The organism is Streptomyces sp. ISL-66, assembly GCF_018614135.1.
Lineage (GTDB): Bacteria > Actinomycetota > Actinomycetes > Streptomycetales > Streptomycetaceae > Streptomyces.
The window spans coordinates 1-21541 of record NZ_JAGGOW010000085.1 but is presented as its reverse complement, the minus strand read 5'-3'; the positions used below and the strand labels follow the sequence as shown (position 1 = coordinate 21541).

Here is a 21541-nt window from a genome sequence, read left to right as displayed (position 1 = left end):
GGCCGGGGCCGGGGCCGGGGCCGGGGCCGGGGCCGGGGCCGGGGCCGGGCGGCGATTGACAGTAGACTGTCAGTATGTCAGCCTGCTGTCGTAGGCTTGAGCGGCAAGAGGCACGACGGCGACATTGGAGGCGAGCACGATGACCGAGACCCAGACCGAGCTCCAGATCCAGATCCAGACGGAGACCCTTACCGAGCCCGAGCCCGAGATCCTGACCGGGACCCGGGGTGGCGTCCGGGCCGAGGCCGGCACCGGGGCGGGGATCGAGGCACCGGCCCTGACCGCACAAGTCGTGGCCGAGCAAGGCCGCGGGACCGGGCAGCACCGGGTGGTCCACGTGGCGGTCTACGACACCTTCGCCGACTGGGAGACGGGCCACACCACCGCGCACCTCGCCCAGCGGGGCTACCAGGTCCGCACGGTCGGCCTCACCGCCGACCGCCCCGTGACCACCATGGGCGGCCTCCGCATCCAGCCCGACCTGGCCCTGACGAACCTGCGCCCCGAGGACTCGGCCCTGCTCATCTTGGCCGGCGCCACCGCGTGGGACACGGGCGACGAGCTGGCGCCCTTCGCGGCGAAGGCCGAGGAGTTCCTGGCCTCCGGCGTCCCGGTCGCCGCGATCTGCGGAGCGACGGCCGGTCTGGCCCGCGCGGGCCTCCTGGACGACCGCGCCCACACCAGCGGTGCCTCCTTCTACCTCGGCGGCCAGCCCGGCTACGCGGGCTCCGCGCACTACGTCGAGGCCGACGCGGTCACGGACGGCGACCTGATCACGGCGGGTCCGACAGAACCGGTGGCGTTCGCCCGCGAGGTCTTCGCCCGCCTCGGGGCGTACAAGCCGGACGTCCTCGACGCGTGGTACCGCCTGTTCCACGACTCGGACGCGAGCGCCTACCCGGTCCTCATGGCGGCATCGGAGCTGGGAGATGCGTAACCACCCGCCGCGACCGACGGCGCCCCCGAACGCAGCCGGGGCAGAGGCCGGAACGACAGCCACGGCCGTCGCCGCGGTGGCGGTGGCGGGGTCGGGGTCAGGGACAGCGGAGGCGAAGCCGGGGTCGGGGTCGGGGTCGGGGTCCGGCTCGGGGTCGGGGACAGCGGAGGCGAAGCCGGGCTCGGGGTCGGGGACGGCGGCAGCGCGGCCTGCCGCGTCGGCTGCGCCAGCCGCCGACGCGGCGGAGCTCAGAGTCCGGCAGGACCTCCTGAGCCGTACCGCCCTCGGAGTGTTCCGCCTCAACGGCCAGTTCCTCTCCGTGTCCGAAGAGCTCGCCCGACCCGCAGGTCTGACCGCGGCCTGGTGGCAGGTGCTCGGCGCCGTGCTCCACGAGCCGCTGTCCGTCGCCGGCATCGCCCGGGCCATGGGCATCACCCGGCAGAGCGTCCAGCGCATCGCCGATCTGCTGGCGGTCAAGGGCCTCGCCGAGTACGTCCCGAACCCGGCCCACCGCCGCGCGAAGCTCCTACGCCCCACGGGGGCCGGCCGTGCCGCCATCGACCTGATCGGCCCGGGCCACGCCATCCTGGCGACCCGCCTCGCGGAGGCCCTGGGCGACGACGGCTTCGCCGAAACGGTCCGCGTCCTGCAACGCCTCTCGGCCGCCCTGGACACGCTGCCGCCCATGCCGGACTCCCCTGACCCCTAAGGGCGCTGCCCCGCCGTCAGCCCTGCCGGGGGCTCGGCGCTGCCGGGGGGCTCTGCGCTGCCTTCACCCATCGGCGTCCGCCCCCACGCCTGCGCGGACTGTTGTCGTTCGTCCCTCGGCGCGTCCCAGGGGCTCACTTCGACGGCTCCGCGTCATCGACTTCGGCATAGCCCACACCCTCGGAGCCACCGCCCCGCCCTCACCCGGACCGGCGAACTCCTCGGCTCGCCCCGCTCCCTCGCTCCCGAGCAGATCCACCGCACGCCCGTGACCCGGCCCGCGACGTCGTCCACCTGGGCAACGTGGCAACCCGAACCGCGTGACCTCGTACGGACTGCCCGTCTACGGATCCTCGTGGACGCGAATCCCTGTCAGCGGGCTCAGCGGGCTCAGCGGGCTGACACTCCGACAGCGACGGCGGTCGACCTACCGGGTCCAACCCTGCCTCCTCCCCTATCAGGGAGTCCCTGTCATACCTGAGAGCTACTTGGAAAGGGCGCTCTCCAGCGTGACGCCGACCAGGGGCTCTCCTTCCTAACTTCGTGATCAGAGAAGAACGCAGCACGGCCCCCCTCTGGTCCGAACGAAGGAAGCGATCCATGATCCGCCGCCTCACCGCACGTCCCGACGGCCACCGCAGTGGCCGTCTGCGCCGCACGCTGCTGGCCGGGCTCGTCGCCGCGGCGGTCGTGTTCCCCGTTTCAGCCGCCGCCTCCCCCCAAGTCCCCGCCCCCGCCCCCGCGGTGCTCGGTGAGGACGCCTCCCTCCCCGCCCGGTACGCCGCCCACCTCGGGAACCTCGCCGAGGCCGCCCTCATGGCCCAGGACGCCGGCCGGACCGGCCGCGCCGAGAAGCTGCGGGTGATGGGAGCCGGCGGCGGCGCGCGCTTCCTCGCCTTCGACGGCCGCGGCAAGGGCCGCGCGATAGAGGTGTTCGGCGACCTGGGGACCGCGGACCGGGTCACGGTCCTGGTCCCCGGGTCGGACACGACCCTGGACACCTACCAGCGGTTCCGTGCCGGGGCCGTCGCCCTTCAGGAGCGGCTCCAGACCGAGCACGGCCGCTCCGCCGTGGTCGCCTGGCTCGGGTACGACACCCCCGGCACGGTCAGCACGACCGTCCTGACTGCCGACCGCGCCGACGAGGCTGCCGCCGAACTCGGGCCCCTCCTCTCGGACATGGAGCGGCTGACCGCCCCCGACGCCCGCCTCTCGCTCCTCTGCCACTCCTACGGATCCGTGGTCTGCGCCCGCACCGGGACGGGCCCCAAGGTCACCGACATGGTGCTGTTCGGCAGCCCGGGTACGGGATACGACTCCGTCGCCGGCCTGGCGACCCGTGCCCGGGTCTGGGCCGGCCGGGGCGCCGACGACTGGATCGACGGCGTCCCGCACATCCGCCTCGGCGGCGTCGGATTCGGAACCGACCCGGTCGACCCGGCCTTCGGAGCCCAGCCCTTCGCGGCCGGCTCCGGCGGGCACAGCGACTACCTCAAGCCGGGCACCGAGTCCCTCGAAAGCCTGGCCTCGATCGTGCTCGACGTCTCGCCGGCGGGGCCGGGGGCACCGCGACCCGGCACCGCGGCGACGGCCACGACCGCCGCCACCACCGCCACTGCCACGGCCACCGCCACCGCCCAGATCGACACCACCGCCACGGAGGCCTCCCGTGCGTTCGCGTAAGCCCACCACCCGTTGGTCCACCCTCGCGGACCGCATCGACGCCGGCACCACCGCCCACCGGGACAGGACCGTGGACGCCCTGCGGGCCTTCGCCATCCTCGGCGTGGTGCTGGGCCACTGGCTGGTCACCGCGCTCACCACCGCCGACGGCGCCCTGAGAACCACCAGTCCACTCGCCCACATGAGCGCACTGGCCCCGGTCTCCTGGGTGTTCCAGACCCTGGCCGTCTTCTTCCTGGTCGGCGGCCACGTCGCGGCACAGGGGTACGAGTCGGCGCGCGGGCGCGGGGTCTCGTACGGCCAGTGGGTCGGTCAGCGGCTGAGCCGGCTGTTCCGGCCGGTCGCCGCCGTCCTCGTCCTGTGGAGCGTCACGGCCGGCGGGATGCTGCTCGGCGGAGTCGGGACCGACACCGTCCATACCCTGCTCAAGCTGGTGCTCTCCCCCTTGTGGTTCCTCCTCGTCTTCGCCGCCCTCACCGCGGCGACCCCGCTCGTGGCCCGGCTCAGCCCCGTGTGGCCGCTGGCCGTGGTGGCCGTCGTCGACATCTGGCGCTTCGCCCTCGGCGGGCCCGAGTGGATCGGCTGGGTCAATGTCGCCGCGGGCTGGCTGGTCCCCTTCACCCTGGGCGCCGCCTGGTCCCGGGGCGCGTTCACCCGGCGCACCCCCGCCGCGCTGCTGCTGGGCGGTGGGATCGCCGCGACGGCCGTGCTGATCGTCTGGGGCGGGTACCCGGCGTCCATGGTCGGCGTCCCCGGGGCCGCGATATCGAACCTGAACCCGCCGACGCTGGCGGCCGTCGCCTTCGGCCTGGCCCAATGCGGGCTGGCGCTCCTGCTCCGGAAGCCGCTGGCCCGGGTGATGAGCCGGCCGCGCGCCTGGGCGAAGGTGGCCCTGGTGAACCTGTCCGCGATGACCGTCTTCCTCTGGCACCAGACGGCGATGATGGCCGTCACCGCCCTCGGGCTGCTGGTATCCACGGACCTGCCCGGACTGCACACGGTGCCCGACTCCCCGGAGTGGATAGCCACCCGACTCCTGTGGCTGCCGGTGTTCGCGGCCGCCCTGACTGTCTGCTGGGCCGCATTCCGCACCTACGAGCAGGGCAGTAGCCGCCCCAAGCCCCGGCCTGCGCACGGAACTTCCGGGGTCCCGGGCACACCCTCCAGGATCGTCGCCTCGTCCGGCCCGGCCATCGGGAAGACGGCCCCGGCCACCGACACCGCCGCAACCCCCGTCGCCCCCACCGCAGTCGGCACAGTCAGCGCAGTCGGTGGCCCGGTGGCAACCGCCAAGGAGCACATCCGTGCCTAGGGTGGACGACGTGAACGAGCAGAGCGAGCCCCCGGCCCCAGCCCCGGAGCCGGCCCCCGTACCGGCCCCGGTGCAGTCCGCAGCCACGGCCGCGTCCCAGGCCCGGACCGGAACCGGAACCGGGGCTGGGGCTGGGGACGGGGTTGGGGCTGGGGTCGGGGCCGGATCCCCCGCGGGCCCGGGCGGACGCCGCCCCGGGGCTTCGGCCGGGAAGTGGAGCGTGGTCCGGGACCTGTTGGACTTGAAGTCCGATCCGCTCCCGAAGCTGTCGCGGCCGCGCTGGCTGGCCTGGCTCCCGCATGTGGTGCTCGCCTACTTGGCGGTGTTCTTCTGCTCCATCACGCTGACACAGCTCCAAGATCACTACGGCGCTTCCGGCACCACCCCGCTGCTGCTGTCGATCCTGGTCGGCTTGTCCATCGTGCTCGCCATGCGCCGGCCGCTCGCCGGGTTCTGGATCGGCCTGATCACCGCGGCCGTGATCGCCTGGTCGATCCACGACCGGGTCGGGCAGGGCCAGAGCTGGCCCTGGCTGCCCGCCGGGATCTTCGCCTTCGCCCCCGTGCTGCTGCTGGTGGCGCTGCGCACGCCACCCCGGGTGACCATCGGCGCTGTCGCCGTCTGCATCGCGTTCAGCGGACTTGCGGAGGCCGTCTTCAAGCCCGAGCACAGCGGTACCAGCGCCCCCGGGGCCGTGCTGCTCTTCGCCTTCACCGGCCTCCTCGGCTACGCCCTGCGCTCGACGCGCCTGGCCCGCACCAAGCTCGTCGAGCAGGAGACCCTGACCGAGGCGGAGCGCGCCCAGCGCACCCTGCTCGAAGAGCGCACCCGGATCGCCCGCGAGCTGCACGACGTCGTCGCGCACCACATGTCGGTGATCTCCATCCAGGCGCAGGTGGCCCCGTATCTCGTGGAGAACCCGTCGGAGGAGCTCAAGGAGAATCTCGCCGGCATCCGCGCGAACGCCCTGGAGGCCCTGACCGAGCTCCGCCGCGTGCTCGGCGTGCTGCGTTCCGAGCATCCGGACGATCCCGCCGGTCCGCACCATCCGCAGCCCACCCTCGGCGAGCTGGAGGGGCTCGTGGACAACGTGCGGGCGGCCGGGCTGGAGGTCACCACCGAGATCGCGGGCATCCGGCGGCCGCTCGCCCCGGGCGTCGAGCTCACCGCGTACCGCATCGTCCAGGAGGCGCTGAGCAACTGCCTGCGGCACGCGCCCGGTTCCCGTGTGGAGGTCGGCATCGCCTACGGGCCCCGCGAGCTGCACCTGTGCGTGGCCAACACCGCGCCCACCCGGCCGGCGCCCCCGTCGCCCGGTGCGGGACACGGGCTGCTGGGCATGCGGGAGCGAGCGGGCATGCTGGGGGGCGAGCTCGCCGCGGGCCCCCGCCCCGGCGGGGGGTACGAGGTGAGCGCCGTCCTCCCGACGGACCCGGCGGACCCGGACTCCGCCGGCGCCGCCCCCGAGCCGAAGCAGCCCGACCCGACGCCCGACGCGAAGAAGGAAGCATGACTGCGCCGATCAAGGTGATGATCGCCGACGACCAGATGATGGTCCGGCAGGGTTTCACCGTGCTCCTCAATGCCCAGCCCGACATCGAGGTCGTCGGCCAGGCCGTCGACGGCGCCGAGGCCGTGGCGAAGGTGGCCGAGCTGGTTCCGGACGTGGTCCTGATGGACATCCGCATGCCGGGCATGGGGGGCATCGAAGCCACCTCCCTCATCACGGGCACGCCCGGTTCCGCGGTGAAGGTGCTCGTGCTCACCACCTTCGACCTCGACGAGTACGTATACGAGGCGCTGCGCGCCGGTGCCTCCGGGTTCCTCCTCAAGGACGCCTCGGCGGATCAGCTGGCGGAGGCGGTCCGCGTGATCGCGGCCGGCGAGGCGCTCCTCGCGCCGAACATCACCAGGCGCCTGATCACCGAGTTCTCCCGGCTGGGAGCCCCCCGGGCGCCCTCGAAGACGCGGATCGAGGAGCTGACGGATCGGGAGACGGAGGTGCTGTCCCTGGTCGCCCAGGGCATGTCGAACGCGGAGATCGCCCGGCACCTGATCCTGGCCGAGCAGACGGTGAAGACGCACGTGGGCCGGATCCTGGTGAAGCTGGGTCTGCGGGACCGCACGCAGGCCGCGGTGTTCGCGTACGAGACGGGTCTGATCCGTCCGACGGGCTACTGAGGCACCCGGGTAGTACTTGAGGGGGACCCCGGGAAATCCCCTTCAGCGGCGACGCGGACGACACGGCGACGCGCCTACCGTGGGCACCATGAGCGAGACGACCCCCGGGGCGACCCCCCGGACACCCGAGATCCGGTTGGCTTCGGGCCTGATCCAGAGCCTGCGCCAGGATCTGATCACCGATGCCTTCGCCTACCGTCCGCTGCCCCCGCTGCGCACGGACGGGCCGCTGACCCGGCGGCTCCCGCAGCGGATACGGAAGGAGGCCGTGCACCTGCCGCATGCGGCGGTGTGCGTGTTCGCCTTCTTCGTGGTCACCTTCGCCTCCGTCACCAGCCATCAGTCTCAGGCCGGTGGCCTGGTGATGGGTCTGATGTCGGGCGCCCCGGTCGTGATGACCTTGGTGCGGCCCGTGGGAGCGTTCTGGGCCGCTGTGGCGGTGACCCTGGTCCTCTCGGTCGTCAACTCGTGGGATCCCAACTGGCCGTGGTCGCCGACCACGTTCGTCTCGTACCTCGCGACGATGACCATCGTCGCGATGCGCACCAGTCCCCGGACCGCCGGCTGGATGTGGCTCGTCACCGTGGCGATCGGCGTCGGGACGAGCATCGTGCTCGGCCACGGCCAAGCCCTCAACATCGGCCCGATGGCCTTCGTGTCGGCGATCGCCCTGCTGACCGTCAGCGTCCGCAACATCCGCAGGCAGGCGGAGCAGCAGGTGACCGCGCAGCAGGAGGTCACCGCCGTCGAACGGGACCGGCGGACACTGCTGGAGGAGCGGACGACCATCGCTCGGGAACTGCACGACGTGGTCGCCCACCACATGTCGGTGGTGGCCATCCAGGCGGAGGCCGCGCCCTACCGGGTGAAGAATCCTCCGCCGGAGCTGGAGGCGGCGTTCGTCACCATCCGGGAGAACGCGGTGGCGGCCCTGACGGAGCTGCGCCGGGTACTGGGTGTGGTCCGCTCCGCGGACTATGAGGCGCCCGATGCCCCACAGCCGACGCTGGCCTCGCTGGACGGGTTGCTGGCCAATGTGCGGGAGGCCGGGTTGAGCGTGGACAAGACGGTGACGGGCGCGGTGCGGGAGCTGCCGCCCGGCGTGGAGCTGTCGGCCTATCGGATCATCCAGGAGGCCCTGAGCAACGCCCTGCGGCACGCGCCGGGCGCGACGGCCGGCGTCGAGGTGTCGTACGTCCTGGGCGGCCTCGGCATACGCGTGGTCAACGAGGCGGCGACGGGGGACGCGCGGCCCTCGCCGGGAGCCGGTCAGGGGATCACCGGGATGCGCGAGCGGGTGGCCATGCTGGAAGGGGAGATGACGGCCGGGGAGACGTCCGCCGGGGGGTACGAGGTCGCGGTGTTCATACCGGTGCCCAGCGGCCGCCCGGAGACGGCGAAGGAGCCGGCATGACGATCAGGGTGCTGATCGTCGACGACCAGATGATGGTCCGGGAGGGGTTCTCCGTCCTGCTCAACGCGATGGAGGGGATCGAGGTCGCCGGAGAGGCGGTGAACGGGCGGGAGGCCATCGCTCAGGTCGCGGCGCTGAAGCCGGACGTGGTGCTGATGGACATCCGGATGCCGGAGATGAACGGCCTGGAGGCGACGCGGGAGATCGTGGCGGCCGACACGGACGCGAAGGTGCTGGTCCTGACGACCTTCGACCTCGACGAGTACGTGTACCAGGCCCTGCGGGCCGGGGCCTCCGGGTTCCTCCTCAAGGACGCCTCCGCCCGACAGCTGGCCGACGGGGTCCGGGTCGTGGCCGCCGGGGAGGCGCTGCTGGCCCCCTCGGTGACCAAGCGGCTGATCAGCGAGTTCTCGAAACTCTCGGAGGCCCGGGTGTTCACGAACACCACGGGGGTCGGGGAGCTGACCGAACGGGAGACGGAGGTGCTGGTGCTCATCGCGCAGGGTCTGTCCAACGCGGAGATAGCGGACCGCCTGATCATCGCCGAGTCCACGATCAAGACCCACGTGAGCCGGATCCTGGTGAAACTGGGCCTGCGGGACCGCACGCAGGCCGCGGTGTTCGCGTACGAGACCCGGCTGGTGACCCCGGCCTGAGCGCGGTGGACAGCGTCACACCCAGAGGGCTCCCGGGAGGGATCCCCGGCCTGAGTAGGATCTGCCGGATGCTTAGCCAACTCATACAGAGTCCGCCTCGCGAGGTCGCCGCGGTGTCGGCTCCGGCAGCCGGAAAGCGGCCTCGGCTGGCAGCTCTGGACGGGTTGAGGCTACTTGCGGCGCTGATGGTGGTTTTCCACCACTACGTCGGATACGGCGGCAACGCCGTGGCGGCCAAGAACGCCTGGACCAAGCCGGTGGACGTGGTCTTCCCCACCGCCTCCTGGCTGGCGTCCTACACCTGGACCGGCGTCGAGTTCTTCTTCCTCATCAGCGGCTTCGTCATCTGCATGAGCAGTTGGGGGCGCGGCCTGGGCGAGTTCTTCACCTCGCGGGTGGTCCGGCTCTATCCCGCGTACTGGTTCGCCATCCTGGCGACCACCGCCGTGGTCACGCTCTGGCCGCTCGTCGTACAGCCGCTGGGCCCGCAGGACACGCTGCTCAACTTCACGATGCTGCAGGAGCCGTTCCGAGTCGGCTCGGTGGACGCCGTCTACTGGACGCTCTGGGTGGAGGTGCGGTTCTACCTGCTCTTCGCCCTGGTGGTGTGGAAGGGCGTCACCTACCGCCGGGTGGTCCTCTTCTGCGTGCTGTGGACCGTCGCCTCGGTGCTGGTCACCTCCGGGCGGGCTCCGCTGGCCGCTTACGTCCTCATGCCCGAGTACTCGCCCTACTTCATCGCCGGTGTGGCGATGTACCTGATGCACCGGTTCCGGCCGACCATGCTGCTGTGGGGCATCGTCGCCGTCTCGTGGCTGTTCTCGGTACGCCAAGTCAGCCTCTACAACGACACCCTGGCCAGCAGCCTCGGCCGCACGATGGACTCCAAGCCGGCGGTCGTACTGATGACGCTCGGCTACCTGGTGATGATCATTCTCGCTCTGGGCGGGCTGTCCTGGGTGCGGGGGAAGTGGCTCACCGTCGCCGGTGCGACCACCTACCCGCTGTACCTGCTCCACGAGCACATCGGCTGGACCGGTATCCGGCTGCTGCGCCACCACCTGTCACCGTGGGCGCTCGTTGCCGCGATGACGCTGGGCATGCTCGCCACCGCGTGGCTGGTGCACCGCTTCATCGAACGCCCCCTCTCCGCGATCTTGAAGCGGGGCATCACCCGGAGCCTCGACCCGCTGCGCCGGAATCCCGCCTCGACAGGGGCGACCGGCACGGCGGCGGCAACCGTCATGGGAGCGGGGCCAGCGTCGGCACAGGCACAGGCGCAGGTGCAAGTGCAGGGACCGACGCAGGAACCGACACCGGCGCATGGACCAGCACCAGCACCGGCACCGGCACCGGCACCGACCGGATAGTCGGCCACCGGGGCGGGGATCCGTCGGACCGGGCGTCATTCCGTGCATCCCAAAAAGTTGTCCACAGCTGTGGACAACTTTTCGAGTGACGGGATCCCGCGGCTCAGGTCGTCAGATCGCGGCGGCGCAGAGCGGTCAGACCCGCCGCCAGGAAGAGCGCCGCCAGGCCGGTCAGGGTCAGCAGCGGAGTCCAGTCCAGGGCCTCGCCGCCGGGCAGTTTGGGCAGGTGGGCGAAGGGCGAGAGGCCGAGGACCACCCCGGGGAGGTTCAGTGCCGGGCCGATCCAGCCGAGCATCAGCGAGGCCCCGGCCACCGCCCAGGCGGCCACCGCGTACCGGGGGGCCATGCCGTACAGGAGCACCGCGACGGCCCCGACCCCCCAGACCGCGGGGAGCTGGGCGAGGCAGGCTCCGACCGCCGACCCGATGTCCTCGCCGTGACCCGCGCCCAGCCCGAGCCCCGCCAGCAGCAGGATCAGCGCCGAACCGCCGAAGGCGACGGCCAGGTGACCGGCGGCCCAGCGCAGGCGGCCGACGGAGTGCGCGAGGAGCGGCTCCGCGCGCTGCCCCGACTCCTCGCCATGGAGCCGCAGCACCGCCGAGACGATGAAGAGCGCGGCCACCAGCCCGAGCATCCCGGCCATCGTCGCCAGGAAGGCGTCCGTGAGCACCGCCCGCCCGGACTCACCGGCCGCACTGCCCACACCACCCCCGCCGCCCCCACTGTCCGTGCCGCCCGCGCCGCTCCCGCCGCCCGCGCCGCCCATCCGCTCGATGAGCTCCCGGGTCTTGGCGTTGTCGCCGACCAGCTCGGAGGCCCCGTCCGCCATCGCGCCGAACACCACACCGGCCACCAGGAAACCGAGGCTCCAGCCGAGCAGCCCGCCGCGCTGGAGCCGCCACGCCAGCGCCCCGGCGCTGGCGAGCCGCCCCCGCGCGGGGCCCGGCCGGGCCGCCAGGAAGCTCATGCCGAGGTCGCGGCGACCGGCGAGCGCGTACGCCCCGGCCGTCTGGACCGCGACGGCCGCCGCGAACAGGGCGAGGACCCACCAGCGTTCGGCCGCGAAGGCCCGTACGTGCTCCAGCCAGCCCAGCGGTGAGATCCACGTGAGCACCGACGAGCCGCCCGCCGAGCCCGCGTCGCCTGCGGCGCGCAGCACGAAGGCCGCGCCGAGCAGCGCCCCCGTGAGGCCCTTCGCCAGTCGCGCGCTCTCGGTGAACTGCGCCGCGACGGCGGCCGCCGAGGCGAACAGCATCCCCGTGGCGCCGACTCCGAGACCGAGTGCGAGCGCGCCGCCCGCGTCCTGGCCGGCGAGCCCGGCCGTGACGAGCAGGACGACGAGGGTATTGGCGGCGCAGGCCGCCAGGAGGGCCGCGGTGAGGGGGGCCCGGCGCCCCACCATCGCCGTCGACAACAGTTCCTGACGTCCCGTCTCCTCCTCCTCGCGGGTGTGCCGGACCACGATGACCAGGCTCATGATCCCCGCGAGCAGCCCGGCGAAGATCCCGCCCTTCCAGGCGGTCAGGGCGCCGATCGAGTCACCGAAGACGGGGCCGTAGAGCGCGCGGAGCGAGCCGTTGGAGTTCATCGTGGAGAGCAGCTCGGCCCGTTCGGCCGCGGTCGCGTACATCGAGGCGAGCGAGGCGGGCAGGGCGAGCACCATCGCGGTCACGGCCAGGATCCAGACCGGCATCATGACGCGGTCGCGGCGCAGGGCGAGGCGCAGCAGGGTGGCCGTTCCCGCCAGTTGACCGTACCCGGCCACCGGGCGCCGACGGCCCGTCACCGGCGGGCGCGGTGAGGTGCGGCCGTCCGCCGTCAGCTGGTGGTTCGTCATCGGACCGCGCCCGCCCGCTCGTCCCGCGGCGCGTAGTGGCGCAGGAAGAGCTCTTCGAGGGTGGGCGGGGTCGACGTCAGCGACCGCACGCCCGACGCCACCAGCGATCGCAGTACGGCGTCCAGCTCGTCCGGGTCGGCCTGGAGCCGGACCTTCAGCCCCCGTACCTCCACGTCGTGCACGCCCGGCAGCTTCGCGAGGCCGTTGGGTGGGCCGGCGAGCTCGGCGCTGATCGACGTACGCGTGAGGTGGCGCAGTTCGGCGAGGCTGCCGGTCTCCACCGTGCGCCCCTTCCGGATGATGCTGACGCGGTCGCAGAGCGTCTCGACCTCGCTGAGGATGTGGGAGCTGAGCAGGATGGTGCGGCCGGCGGCGCGGGCCTCGGCCACGCACCCCCGGAAGACCTCCTCCATCAGCGGGTCGAGCCCGGAGGTGGGCTCGTCGAGGATGAGCAGCTCGGCCTCGGCGGCGAAGGCGGCGACGAGCGCGACCTTCTGCCGGTTGCCCTTGGAGTACGTGCGCCCCTTCTTGGTCGGGTCGAGTTCGAACCGCTCGATCAGCGCGTCGCGGCGCGCCCGGTCGGTGCCGGAGCGGCCCCCGCGCAGGCGCCCGTACAGGTCTATGACCTCGCCGCCGGAGAGGTTGCGCCAGAGGGTGACGTCTCCGGGCACGTAGGCGACGCGGCGGTGCAGCTCCACGGCATCGGCCCAGGGGTCGCCGCCGAGCAGTTCGGCAGTGCCGGAGTCGGCGCGCAGCAGGCCGAGCAGGACCCGGATGGCGGTGGACTTGCCGGCGCCGTTGGGGCCGAGGAAGCCGTGGACCTCGCCGGTGGCGACCGAGAAGTCGAGTCCGTCCAGTGCGTGGGTGCGGCCGAACGCCTTGTGGAGTCCGGCGACGCTGATTGCCTTCGTCATGTTTCTGAACGTACGCTCATTTCACAAATTTGTGAAGCTTGGAAATCACGTAAAGTCGGGAGGGTGGCGGACGATGTGAGCAGGACGAGCAGCACGGGCAGTACCGGCGGCACGGGCAGCGAGGGCGGCTCGGTCAAGAGGGCGGGCGGGGCCAGCGCCGACGTGGCCGGGCCGGGCCCCGTACGGCGGGGGCGGGACGGTGAGGCCGTCTCCCGGTTCGTGGAGCGGTTCGCCGCGCAGCTGACCGACGCGGGGATGCAGCGGATGGCCGCACGGGTGTTCGCGCAACTGCTCGCGAGCGACGGCGGCGCGATGACCTCGGCGGAACTGGGCGAAGCCCTGCGGATCAGCCCTGCGGCGGTATCGGGGGCCGTGTCGTACCTGACCCAGGTCAACATGGTCAGCCGGGAACGCGAACCGGGCTCCCGGCGCGACCGCTACGTCCTGCACAACGAGCTCTGGTACGAGACCTTCACCCGCCGGGACCAGATCCTGACCCTCTGGGAGAAGACCCTCCGCGACGGCGCGGAGACCCTCGGCCCCGACTCCCCGGCGGGCGCACGGATCGCCGAGACGGCGGCGTTCTTCGAATTCATGCAGGCGGAGCTGCTGGCCCTGATGGACCGCTGGCGCACGCACCGCGCGACGCTGGACCTCCCGGCACGGTAGCCCCTCCACGGCCGTGCGGGCGGGCCGCCACCCGGCCTCCGCCAGTCGGCGGCCGGGGAGACCCACACGCCGCGCACGGCCGCGTCGTCCGGCGGCTGCCCGCCGGGGGGCGCCGAGGGCACCGGACGTGCGAAGGCACCGGGCAAGGTGCCGGCGCCGGGGCCGCCGACCACTACGGGCCCACGCCGAAGGAACCCGTCACGCCGGCGAGACCGCCGGGGCGGCCCGGATGCGCAACGGTCGCGCCGGGTGCGCCGGGGCCGCCAGGGCCCCCCGCCACGCCGAGCCCCCGCCGGAGGACCCCGTCGCGGCGGACCAGGCCGCCGGGACGGCCCGGCCGGGCACAACGGACGGGCCAGGTGGGCCACGCAGCGGCCGTAGGCCAGACCGGTCAGACCAGCCGGCCGACCAGACCAGTCAGGCCCACCAGGCCCACGAGGCCCACCACGCCGACCACGCCGACCACGCCGACCACGCCGACCAGGCGAGCTCACCACACGCAGTCCCGGTAGCTGCCGCGGACCGGCACGGCGAGGGCCACGGGCAGCCCGAGGGTGCCGGTGCCGTCGGGCCGGGCCGCCTGGGGGCGGGGCCGTGTCCGTCGGCCTGTGGTGGTGCCCCGCCGAGGTCGGTGCCGCGCCGCTCAGCGCGGCAGGGTCAGGCCCCACGCCGCCGGGCGCAGGGTCCACGTACGCCGGCGGACCGGGCCGGTCACGGCGGCGTCGGCCCGGTAGCGGAAGTCCGCGCCGGACACGGTCACGGTCGTGGCCCGCAGCCGCACCACGCGGTCGTCCCCGCTCGCGCCCGCGTCCCCGCCCGCGGTCCCGACCAGCCGGACCTGTACGTCCACCAGCCCGTCGTTCTCCCGCGCCGACACGGAGACGTCCTCCACCAGCCGGTCCACATCCGCGAGGACCACCCCGTCGGCCTCCACGCGCAGCCGGTGGCCGTCCCCCGCGAACCCGCCCGGGGCCCGGGAGGAGGCGGAAGCGGCCCCTGGCGGCCGGACGAGCGTGCGGACCAGCGAGCGGTACGCGTTCCACACCGACGGCCCGGTCGGCCGCGGCACGGGCCGCACCGGCGGGATGCCGAGCGCGCCTAGCACCACCCCGTCGCTGTCGTCGACGAGGAGGTCCCGCATGGCGACGGTCCCGTCCAGGACCGCCCGCGCGGCCGATACGGCCGAAAGCGGCACGCCCAGCTGTCTCGCGAGTCCCAGCGACCCCGGCGGCCCCACGGGAATCAGCGAAAGGGCCCCTTCGCCCAGCGCCCGCTCCCGGTGCAGCAGGCCGACCGCCCGGACGAGCGCCCGGTCGTCGCCCACGATCACCGGCCTGCGATGACCCCGGCGGGCTAGAGCCCGCGCAAACTCCTCCTGTGAGTCCGGGAGGCAGATCTTCGCCGTGGCTCCCGCTGACAGAACATCTTTCGCGATTCGCACGGACTCGCCGTCAAGACGGCGGGCGACCGGGTCGACGAGCACGAGCAGGGCGCCTACCGGCGCGCCCGCATGGCTCATGGTGGGCTCTGGAGCCGACACCTCGGTCCTTCCTCGGGTAGCATCTTTGTGCAAGAGGCCCTTGCGCTATTGCGCCAGGGCCTTCGTCTATTCCGGGGTACCGGTCCGACGGCTCAGCCTGCGGTGTACATCGTCGTACGCCCCCTGACCTTGGACATGCCCCATCCGGAAGAGGTGTACGCCTGTGCCCGCTCTTGTGCTGCTCGGAGCTCAGTGGGGTGACGAGGGCAAGGGAAAGGCCACCGACCTGCTCGGTGGATCCGTTGACTATGTAGTGCGCTACCAGGGTGGCAACAACGCCGGCCACACGGTCGTCGTGGGCGACCAGAAGTACGCACTCCACCTTCTCCCTTCCGGCATCCTGTCCCCCGGATGCACCCCGGTCATCGGCAACGGTGTCGTCGTCGACCCGGCCGTCCTGCTCTCCGAGCTGCGCGGCCTGAACGAGCGCGGCATCGACACCTCAAAGCTGCTCCTCAGCGGCAACGCGCACCTGATCACGCCGTACAACGTCACCCTCGACAAGGTCGGCGAGCGCTTCCTCGGCAAGCGCAAGATCGGTACGACCGGCCGCGGCATCGGCCCGACCTACGCGGACAAGATCAACCGCATCGGCATCCGGGTCCAGGACCTGTACGACGAGTCGATCCTCACCCAAAAGGTCGAAGCGGCGCTGGAGGGCAAGAACCAGCTCCTCGCGAAGCTGTACAACCGCCGCGCGATCGACCCTGCGCAGATCGTCGAAGAGATGCTCCAGTACGCGGAGCAGATCAAGCCGTACGTCGCCGACACCACCCTCATCATCAACAAGGCGCTCGACCAGGACAAGGTCGTGCTCTTCGAGGGCGGGCAGGGCACCCTGCTCGACGTCGACCACGGCACGTACCCCTTCGTCACCTCCTCCAACCCGACCGCGGGCGGAGCCTGCACCGGTGCGGGCGTCGGTCCGACGAAGATCAGCCGCGTCATCGGCATCCTGAAGGCGTACACGACCCGCGTCGGCGCCGGCCCGTTCCCGACCGAGCTGTTCGACGCGGACGGCGAGGCCCTGCGCCGCATCGGCGGCGAGCGCGGCGTGACCACCGGCCGTGACCGCCGCTGCGGCTGGTTCGACGCCCCGATCGCGCGCTACGCGACCCGCGTCAACGGTCTGACGGACTTCTTCCTCACCAAGCTGGACGTGCTGACCGGCTGGGAGGAGATCCCGGTCTGCGTGGCGTACGAGATCGACGGCAAGCGCGTCGAGGAGCTCCCCTACTCGCAGACGGACTTCCACCACGCGAAGCCGATCTACGAGAACCTCCCCGGCTGGTCCGAGGACATCACCAAGGCCAAGACCTTCGCGGACCTCCCGAAGAACGCCCAGGCGTACGTCAAGGCCCTCGAGGAGATGTCGGGCGCCCCGATCTCCGCGATCGGCGTCGGCCCGGGCCGCACCGAGACGATCGAGATCAACTCGTTCCTCTAGGCAGCCCACGCGAAGGGGCGGGACGCTTTCGAGCGTCCCGCCCCTTCGGCGTACCCGGGACGACTCGGGGGCGCGTACCCGGGACGGCTCGGGGCGCGGAAAAGAAATTTCCCGCCCCCTGTCACATCCGTGCGCGCCCATCCGTCATTGCTGCAAGACGCCTACACCGGCCGAAGACGCCGACACCGGCCGAACTCAAGGAGAGCAGCCATGACGAAGACCCCCATCTCCCGAATGTCCGACCCGACCAAGCTCGTCCCCGAGCTGGCCGACGTCAGCGCCGCCCTCTTCCGGGCCACCGGCAACCACACGGTGCCGCGCAGCACGCTGAACCTCATCGGCATCCGGGCCGGGCAGATCGTCGGCAACACCTACCTGACCATCCTGAACACCAGCTTCGCCCGCAAGGCCGGGGAGACCGAGGAGCGCATCACCGCCGTTTCCTCCTGGGTCGACGCGCTCGTCTTCACCGACGCCGAGCGGGCCGCCCTCGCGCTGATGGAGGCGACCATCCAGCCGGCCCCGGTCGGCAAGGAGCGCGTCTCCGACGAGCTGTACGCGGAGGTGGCCGAGCACTACGACGAGAAGGCCATCGCCACCCTCACCATCGCGATCGGCCAGCTCAGTTTCTTCATCGCCCTCGCCGTCATCGGCAAGCCGGCCCCGGTCACCTCCCTGGCAGCCCAGCAGTGGGACTGACTCCCATCCGGAGTCGTCAGCTCTCGCCTGGTAGGGCCGGGGCAGCCCGGCTCTACCAGGCGAGCTGGGCGATCTCCTCCGACACCACCGCGCACGCGTCCGCCGCCGGGTCGATCAGCGGGAAGTGACCGACCCCGTCCAGCAGGGTCAGGCCGACCATCTCCCCCGCCCGCGCGGCCGCGGCCACGTACGCCTCGGACACCGCTTCCGGGACCACGATGTCGCTGCGCCCCTGGACCACCGCCGTCGCGATGCCCGTCGGGAGCAACGCCGCCGGGTCGGCGTACGGGCGCCGCTCGTCGAACCCGGAGGCTCCGCCCAGCAGCTCAGCCGAGGCGCCACCGCAGACCCCCAGCTCCTGTGCCACCGTGAAGTCCGCGATGGGGGCCAGTGCGACCACCCCGCGCAGCAGCGGCGGGGAAGGCAGCCTCCAGCCGGACGGGGAGTCGTACGGGAGCACGTGCCGGGCCGCGGCCCACAGCGCGAGGTGGCCGCCGGCCGAGTGGCCGGTCAGCACCATGCGGCGCGGGTCCGCCTCCGGCAGGCAGCCGGAGGCAAGCTCGGGCAGGGCGTCCATCGCGGCGGCCACGTCGTCGAAGGTCTCGGGCCAGCGGCCCGCGACGGGGCCCTCGGCGCCCTGGTGGGGCAGTGAACTCCCGCGTCGGTACTCGACGTTGGCGACGGCGAAACCCTGGCGAGCCAGGAAGTCCACGAAGGGGGTGATGTGCTGCCGGTCGTAGGGTGCGCGCCATGCTCCGCCGTGCAGGACCACCACCAGCGGGACGGAACGGGGGGCGCACGCCCGCTCGCCGCGCGGGGCGTAGAAGTCGACGACCTGGTCGGGGTGTTCACCGTAGGCGGCCGTCGCGTCGGGGGCCACGGGCGGGTGGGAGAAGGCCGAGGCCGCCTCGGCGGCGTCCCGTTCGACTGCGGGGTCCGTCATCGGCTCAACCTCCGGTAACGCGTGGGACAGGGGGGACAGATGTTCCGGTGTTCCGGCAGAGCGGGACCGTATCAGGCCGGAACGGGCTCCTCCGTGGCGGCCCGAGGCGATGCGCGCGCGGGCGGGGCCGTGGCCCCGCCCGCGCGGTGATGTGACGTTTCGCTAGTGGTTCACCCGAAAATGTGACCCAACGTGCGGGCCGCCCGCTCCGCGTCGGCGAAACCGACGTACAGCGGGGTGAAGCCGAAGCGCAGGATGTCGGGGGCACGGAAGTCCCCGATCACACCGCGGGAGATCAGCTCCCGCATGACCCCCGACGCGTCCTCGGTCCGCAGCGAGACCTGACTGGCACGGTGCCCGTGCTCGGCCGGCGTGACCACCTCGACCGCGCCCTGCGGGACGTACGCCGCCACGCAGTCGAGGAAGAAGTCCGTCAGCGCGAGCGACTTCGCCCGCACGGCCTCGACCGTGACCCCGTCCCACACGTCGAGGGCCGCGTCCAGGGCGAGCATGGACAGGATGTCCGGAGTACCGACCCGGCCCCTGGCCACGCCGCGGGCCGCCTCATAGGACGGGGCCATCGCGAAGGGATCCGCGTGGCCGTTCCAGCCCGGCAGCGGGGAGTCGAAGGCGGACTGGTGGCGGGCTGCGATGTAGAGGTACGCGGGGGCGCCGGGGCCGCCGTTGAGGTACTTGTACGTGCAGCCCACCGCGAGGTCCACGCCGTGCTCGTCGAGGCCGACGGGCAGGGCCCCGGCCGTGTGGCACAGGTCCCAGACGATCACGGCGCCCGCCGCGCGGGCCGCCGCCGTGAGGGCGGGGAGGTCGTGCAGGCGGCCGGTGCGGTAGTCGGCGTGGTTGAGGAGGACGACGGCGGTGTCGGGACCCATCGCCTCGGCGGCGGCGGCCGGATCCACCGGGGTGACCGTGAGACCGGTCATCCGGGCCGCCGAAGCGGCGATGTAGCCGTCGGTCGGGAAGGTGGCGGCGTCCACGAGGAGCCTGGTCCGGCCGGGCCCGGCCAGGCGGGCGGCGCCGACCAGGGCCTTGAAGAGGTTGACGCTGGTCGAATCACCGACGACGACCTGACCGGGAGCGGCGCCGACGAGCGGGGCCAGCCGGTCGCCGATCCGCTCGGGGGCGGTCCACCAGGGGGTGTCGCCCTCGGTCCAGGAGCGGATGAGCTGGTTGCCCCACTGCTCCGTGACGACGTCCGCGAGGCGGGCCGCGACGGTGGCCGCGAGCGCGCCGAGGCTGTTGCCGTCCAGGTAGACGACGCCTTCGGGCAGCGTGAACCGCTCGCGGAGCCCGGCCAGGTCGTCGGCGGCGTCCAGTTCCGCGGCGCGCCGGGCCCGGGCGCCGGACAGGAGCGCGTCAGACATGGCTGCGCGCCGTCCACAGTTCCGGGAAGACGTTCTTCGTCGCGCGCTTCTCCAGCCAGGTCACTCCGGCCGAGCCGCCGGTGCCCGTCTTCGCGCCCATCGCACGGCGGGTGGCCACCAGGTGGTCGTTGCGCCAGCGCCAGACCAGCTCCGCGACGTCGGTGAGGACCTCGCCGAGGCGGTGCAGGTCCGGCTGGGCGTCCGGGTCCGCGTACAGGGAGGTCCAGACGGCCTCGACGTCCGGCGAGGGCTCGTAGCGCTGCGCGAGGTCGCGGTCCAGGACGGCTGGCGGGACCGGGAGGCCGCGGCGGGCGAGGAGGCGCAGGACCTCGTCGTAGAGGCTCGGCTCGTGGAGGGCCTTCTCCAGCTCCGCGTGGACGCGCGGCGCGCCGCGGTGCGGGACCAGCATGGAGGCGGACTTGTCGCCGAGCAGGAACTCCATCCGGCGGTACATCGCCGACTGGAAGCCGGATCCTTCGCCGAGGGCGGAGCGGTAGGCGTTGAACTGCCCCGGGGTGAGCTGCGCGAGGGGCCGCCAGGAGGAGTTGAGGGCCTCCAGCTCGCGGAGGGAACGTTTCAGCGCATCCATCGCGACGGGCAGGGTGTCCTCGCGCAGCGCCTTCGCCGCGGTCTCCCACTCGTGGACGATGACCGTGAACCACAGCTCCATGACCTGGGTGGTGACCAGGAAGACCATCTCGCCGGGGTCGTCCGACCGCAGCTGCTGGAGGTGGGTGAGGACGTCCGCCTGGACGTAGTCCTCGTAGGGGGTCGTGCCGGCGAAGTCGAGGTTCGGGGTGTCCGAACCGCCGTCTCCGGAGGCATCAAGGGCGTGCGACATCGCTGTCTCCTCGATACGTGCTTCCGGGTAGCGGTCCGCTCCTTCCGGTGAGGTGAGTGGAGCTCCGGTCCCCTGTCCGCATCATAAGACCGACTTCCGGCAGGGCTTCAATAGTGAGTGGGGTACGTCACATTCCGCGAGCGGGCGGGTCCGGTCAGGAACCCGCCCGCCCGGGGACGCGTACGCGCCCTCCCTGCCGGACGGCCCGCGGTGTCAGGCCCCGAGGACGTCCGCCGCCGTCTCGGAGGAGTCGCGCAGGAAGGTCGAGCAGCGCTCGTACTCCTCCTTCTCCTCGATCGCGCCGGCCGCGCGGGCCAGGGCGTTCAGGGCGCGCAGGAAACCGCGGTTGGGCTCGTGCTCCCACGGCACCGGGCCGTGGCCCTTCCAGCCGGCCCGGCGCAGCGCGTCGAGGCCGCGGTGGTAGCCCGTACGGGCGTACGCGTACGACTCGACCGTGCGGCCCGCGGCGAAGGCCTCGTCGGCGAGGAGCGCCCAGGCGAGGGAGGAGGTCGGGTGCGCGGCCGCCACCTCGACGGCGGGGGTGCCGGCGGCGATGGCCTCGCGGCCCGGCTCGTCGGGCAGGTGGGTGGGGGCGGGGCCCCCGAGCAGGTTCTGGTGAATGGACATGCCCACAGTCTGGTGCATCGCGGCGCGGGGTTCCGCGACATGCCGGAAGGGCCCGGCCCCACCGTCCGGGCGGTTTCTAGGGGTCGTCGCAACACGTGGTTGGTTGTTCAGGCCGCGAGCAGTTTATGCAGGCGCTCGGCTGGGGTTTCCCAGCCGAGCGTTTTGCGTGGGCGGCCGTTGAGCTCGGCGGCGACGGCGTCGAGGTGTTCGCGGCTGTGGACTGCGAGGTCGGTACCCTTGGGAAAGTATTGCCGCAGCAAGCCGTTGGTGTTCTCGTTCGAACCGCGCTGCCAGGGGCTGGCCGGGTCGCAGAAGTAGACCGGAACGTCGGTGGCCACGCTGAAGGAGACATGAGAGGCCATCTCGCTGCCCTGGTCCCAG

The 21541-nt window shown here is 72.6% G+C and carries 20 protein-coding genes; 12 read left to right on the top strand and 8 right to left on the bottom strand.

The features are described from left to right. Positions 1 to 292 precede the first annotated feature (292 nt). From J7E97_RS17315 to J7E97_RS17275, 9 genes are all read left to right on the top strand, one after another. Positions 293 to 937 (top strand): type 1 glutamine amidotransferase family protein, encoded by a 645-nt coding sequence (locus J7E97_RS17315; protein ID WP_215028045.1) that lies wholly within the window; start codon positions 293 to 295, stop codon positions 935 to 937. A 268-nt stretch (positions 938 to 1205) separates the two neighbouring features. Further along, positions 1206 to 1646 carry a MarR family winged helix-turn-helix transcriptional regulator gene (locus J7E97_RS17310; protein ID WP_215028043.1) on the top strand — a complete coding sequence of 147 codons (441 nt, stop codon included), beginning with the start codon at positions 1206 to 1208 and terminating at the stop codon, positions 1644 to 1646. A 599-nt stretch (positions 1647 to 2245) separates the two neighbouring features. Continuing rightward, on the top strand, positions 2246 to 3328 hold the full coding sequence (locus J7E97_RS17305; protein WP_215028036.1) for an alpha/beta hydrolase: 1083 nt from the start codon (positions 2246 to 2248) through the stop codon (positions 3326 to 3328). Continuing rightward, complete coding sequence (locus J7E97_RS17300) at positions 3315 to 4640, top strand: acyltransferase (protein WP_308346552.1); 1326 nt, start codon at positions 3315 to 3317, stop codon at positions 4638 to 4640. The genes J7E97_RS17305 and J7E97_RS17300 overlap by 14 nt, the downstream gene beginning before the upstream one ends. Positions 4641 to 4860: 220 nt before the next feature. Next, on the top strand, positions 4861 to 6153 hold the full coding sequence (locus tag J7E97_RS17295) for a sensor histidine kinase (protein ID WP_215028034.1): 1293 nt from the start codon (positions 4861 to 4863) through the stop codon (positions 6151 to 6153). Beyond that, on the top strand, positions 6150 to 6821 hold the full coding sequence (locus J7E97_RS17290) for a response regulator transcription factor (protein WP_215028032.1): 672 nt from the start codon (positions 6150 to 6152) through the stop codon (positions 6819 to 6821). The genes J7E97_RS17295 and J7E97_RS17290 overlap by 4 nt, the downstream gene beginning before the upstream one ends. A gap of 88 nt (positions 6822 to 6909) precedes the next feature. Then, complete coding sequence (locus J7E97_RS17285; RefSeq protein WP_215028030.1) at positions 6910 to 8235, top strand: sensor histidine kinase; 1326 nt, start codon at positions 6910 to 6912, stop codon at positions 8233 to 8235. Continuing rightward, on the top strand, positions 8232 to 8891 hold the full coding sequence (locus tag J7E97_RS17280) for a response regulator transcription factor (protein ID WP_215028028.1): 660 nt from the start codon (positions 8232 to 8234) through the stop codon (positions 8889 to 8891). The genes J7E97_RS17285 and J7E97_RS17280 overlap by 4 nt, the downstream gene beginning before the upstream one ends. A gap of 68 nt (positions 8892 to 8959) precedes the next feature. Next, a complete protein-coding gene (locus J7E97_RS17275; RefSeq protein ID WP_285428324.1) occupies positions 8960 to 10261 on the top strand; it encodes an acyltransferase in 1302 nt (433 codons plus the stop codon). A gap of 103 nt (positions 10262 to 10364) precedes the next feature. Here J7E97_RS17275 and J7E97_RS17270 read toward each other — a convergent pair whose 3' ends face one another. Both J7E97_RS17270 and J7E97_RS17265 read right to left on the bottom strand, forming a co-directional pair. Further along, positions 10365 to 12098, bottom strand: a complete 1734-nt coding sequence (locus J7E97_RS17270) for an ABC transporter permease (protein ID WP_374224170.1) — start codon at positions 12096 to 12098, stop codon at positions 10365 to 10367. After that, a complete protein-coding gene (locus J7E97_RS17265; RefSeq protein ID WP_215028026.1) occupies positions 12095 to 13012 on the bottom strand; it encodes an ABC transporter ATP-binding protein in 918 nt (305 codons plus the stop codon). Before J7E97_RS17265 ends, J7E97_RS17270 begins: the two co-directional genes overlap by 4 nt. A 162-nt stretch (positions 13013 to 13174) precedes the next feature. Here J7E97_RS17265 and J7E97_RS17260 point away from each other — a divergent pair, with 162 nt between their 5' ends. Beyond that, complete coding sequence (locus J7E97_RS17260) at positions 13175 to 13681, top strand: GbsR/MarR family transcriptional regulator (protein ID WP_215028039.1); 507 nt, start codon at positions 13175 to 13177, stop codon at positions 13679 to 13681. A gap of 643 nt (positions 13682 to 14324) precedes the next feature. On the opposite strand, the gene J7E97_RS17255 is transcribed toward J7E97_RS17260, so the two are convergent. Then, entirely contained in the window at positions 14325 to 15200 is an 876-nt protein-coding gene (locus J7E97_RS17255) for a diacylglycerol kinase (RefSeq protein ID WP_215028037.1), read from the bottom strand. Between the two features lie 184 nt (positions 15201 to 15384). On the opposite strand from J7E97_RS17255, the gene J7E97_RS17250 reads away from it, so the two are divergent. Continuing rightward, on the top strand, positions 15385 to 16668 hold the full coding sequence (locus J7E97_RS17250) for an adenylosuccinate synthase (RefSeq protein ID WP_215028024.1): 1284 nt from the start codon (positions 15385 to 15387) through the stop codon (positions 16666 to 16668). Positions 16669 to 16878: 210 nt separating this feature from the next. Beyond that, complete coding sequence (locus tag J7E97_RS17245) at positions 16879 to 17367, top strand: carboxymuconolactone decarboxylase family protein (protein WP_215028022.1); 489 nt, start codon at positions 16879 to 16881, stop codon at positions 17365 to 17367. Positions 17368 to 17419: 52 nt separating this feature from the next. Here the strand turns inward: J7E97_RS17245 and J7E97_RS17240 are convergent, their stop codons facing one another. From J7E97_RS17240 to J7E97_RS17220, 5 genes are all read right to left on the bottom strand, one after another. Next, positions 17420 to 18310 carry an alpha/beta hydrolase gene (locus J7E97_RS17240; RefSeq protein WP_215028020.1) on the bottom strand — a complete coding sequence of 297 codons (891 nt, stop codon included), beginning with the start codon at positions 18308 to 18310 and terminating at the stop codon, positions 17420 to 17422. Positions 18311 to 18480: 170 nt separating this feature from the next. Further along, entirely contained in the window at positions 18481 to 19692 is a 1212-nt protein-coding gene (kynU, locus tag J7E97_RS17235; protein ID WP_215028018.1) for a kynureninase, read from the bottom strand. Then, positions 19685 to 20533: a tryptophan 2,3-dioxygenase family protein gene (locus J7E97_RS17230; protein WP_215028016.1), complete on the bottom strand. Its 849-nt coding sequence runs from the start codon at positions 20531 to 20533 to the stop codon at positions 19685 to 19687. The genes kynU and J7E97_RS17230 overlap by 8 nt, the downstream gene beginning before the upstream one ends. Positions 20534 to 20746: 213 nt before the next feature. Continuing rightward, positions 20747 to 21160: a DUF3151 domain-containing protein gene (locus J7E97_RS17225; protein ID WP_215028014.1), complete on the bottom strand. Its 414-nt coding sequence runs from the start codon at positions 21158 to 21160 to the stop codon at positions 20747 to 20749. A 107-nt stretch (positions 21161 to 21267) separates the two neighbouring features. Further along, positions 21268 to 21541, bottom strand: a 274-nt coding sequence (locus J7E97_RS17220) for an IS30 family transposase (protein ID WP_215028012.1), incomplete at its 5' end; no start/stop codon positions are given.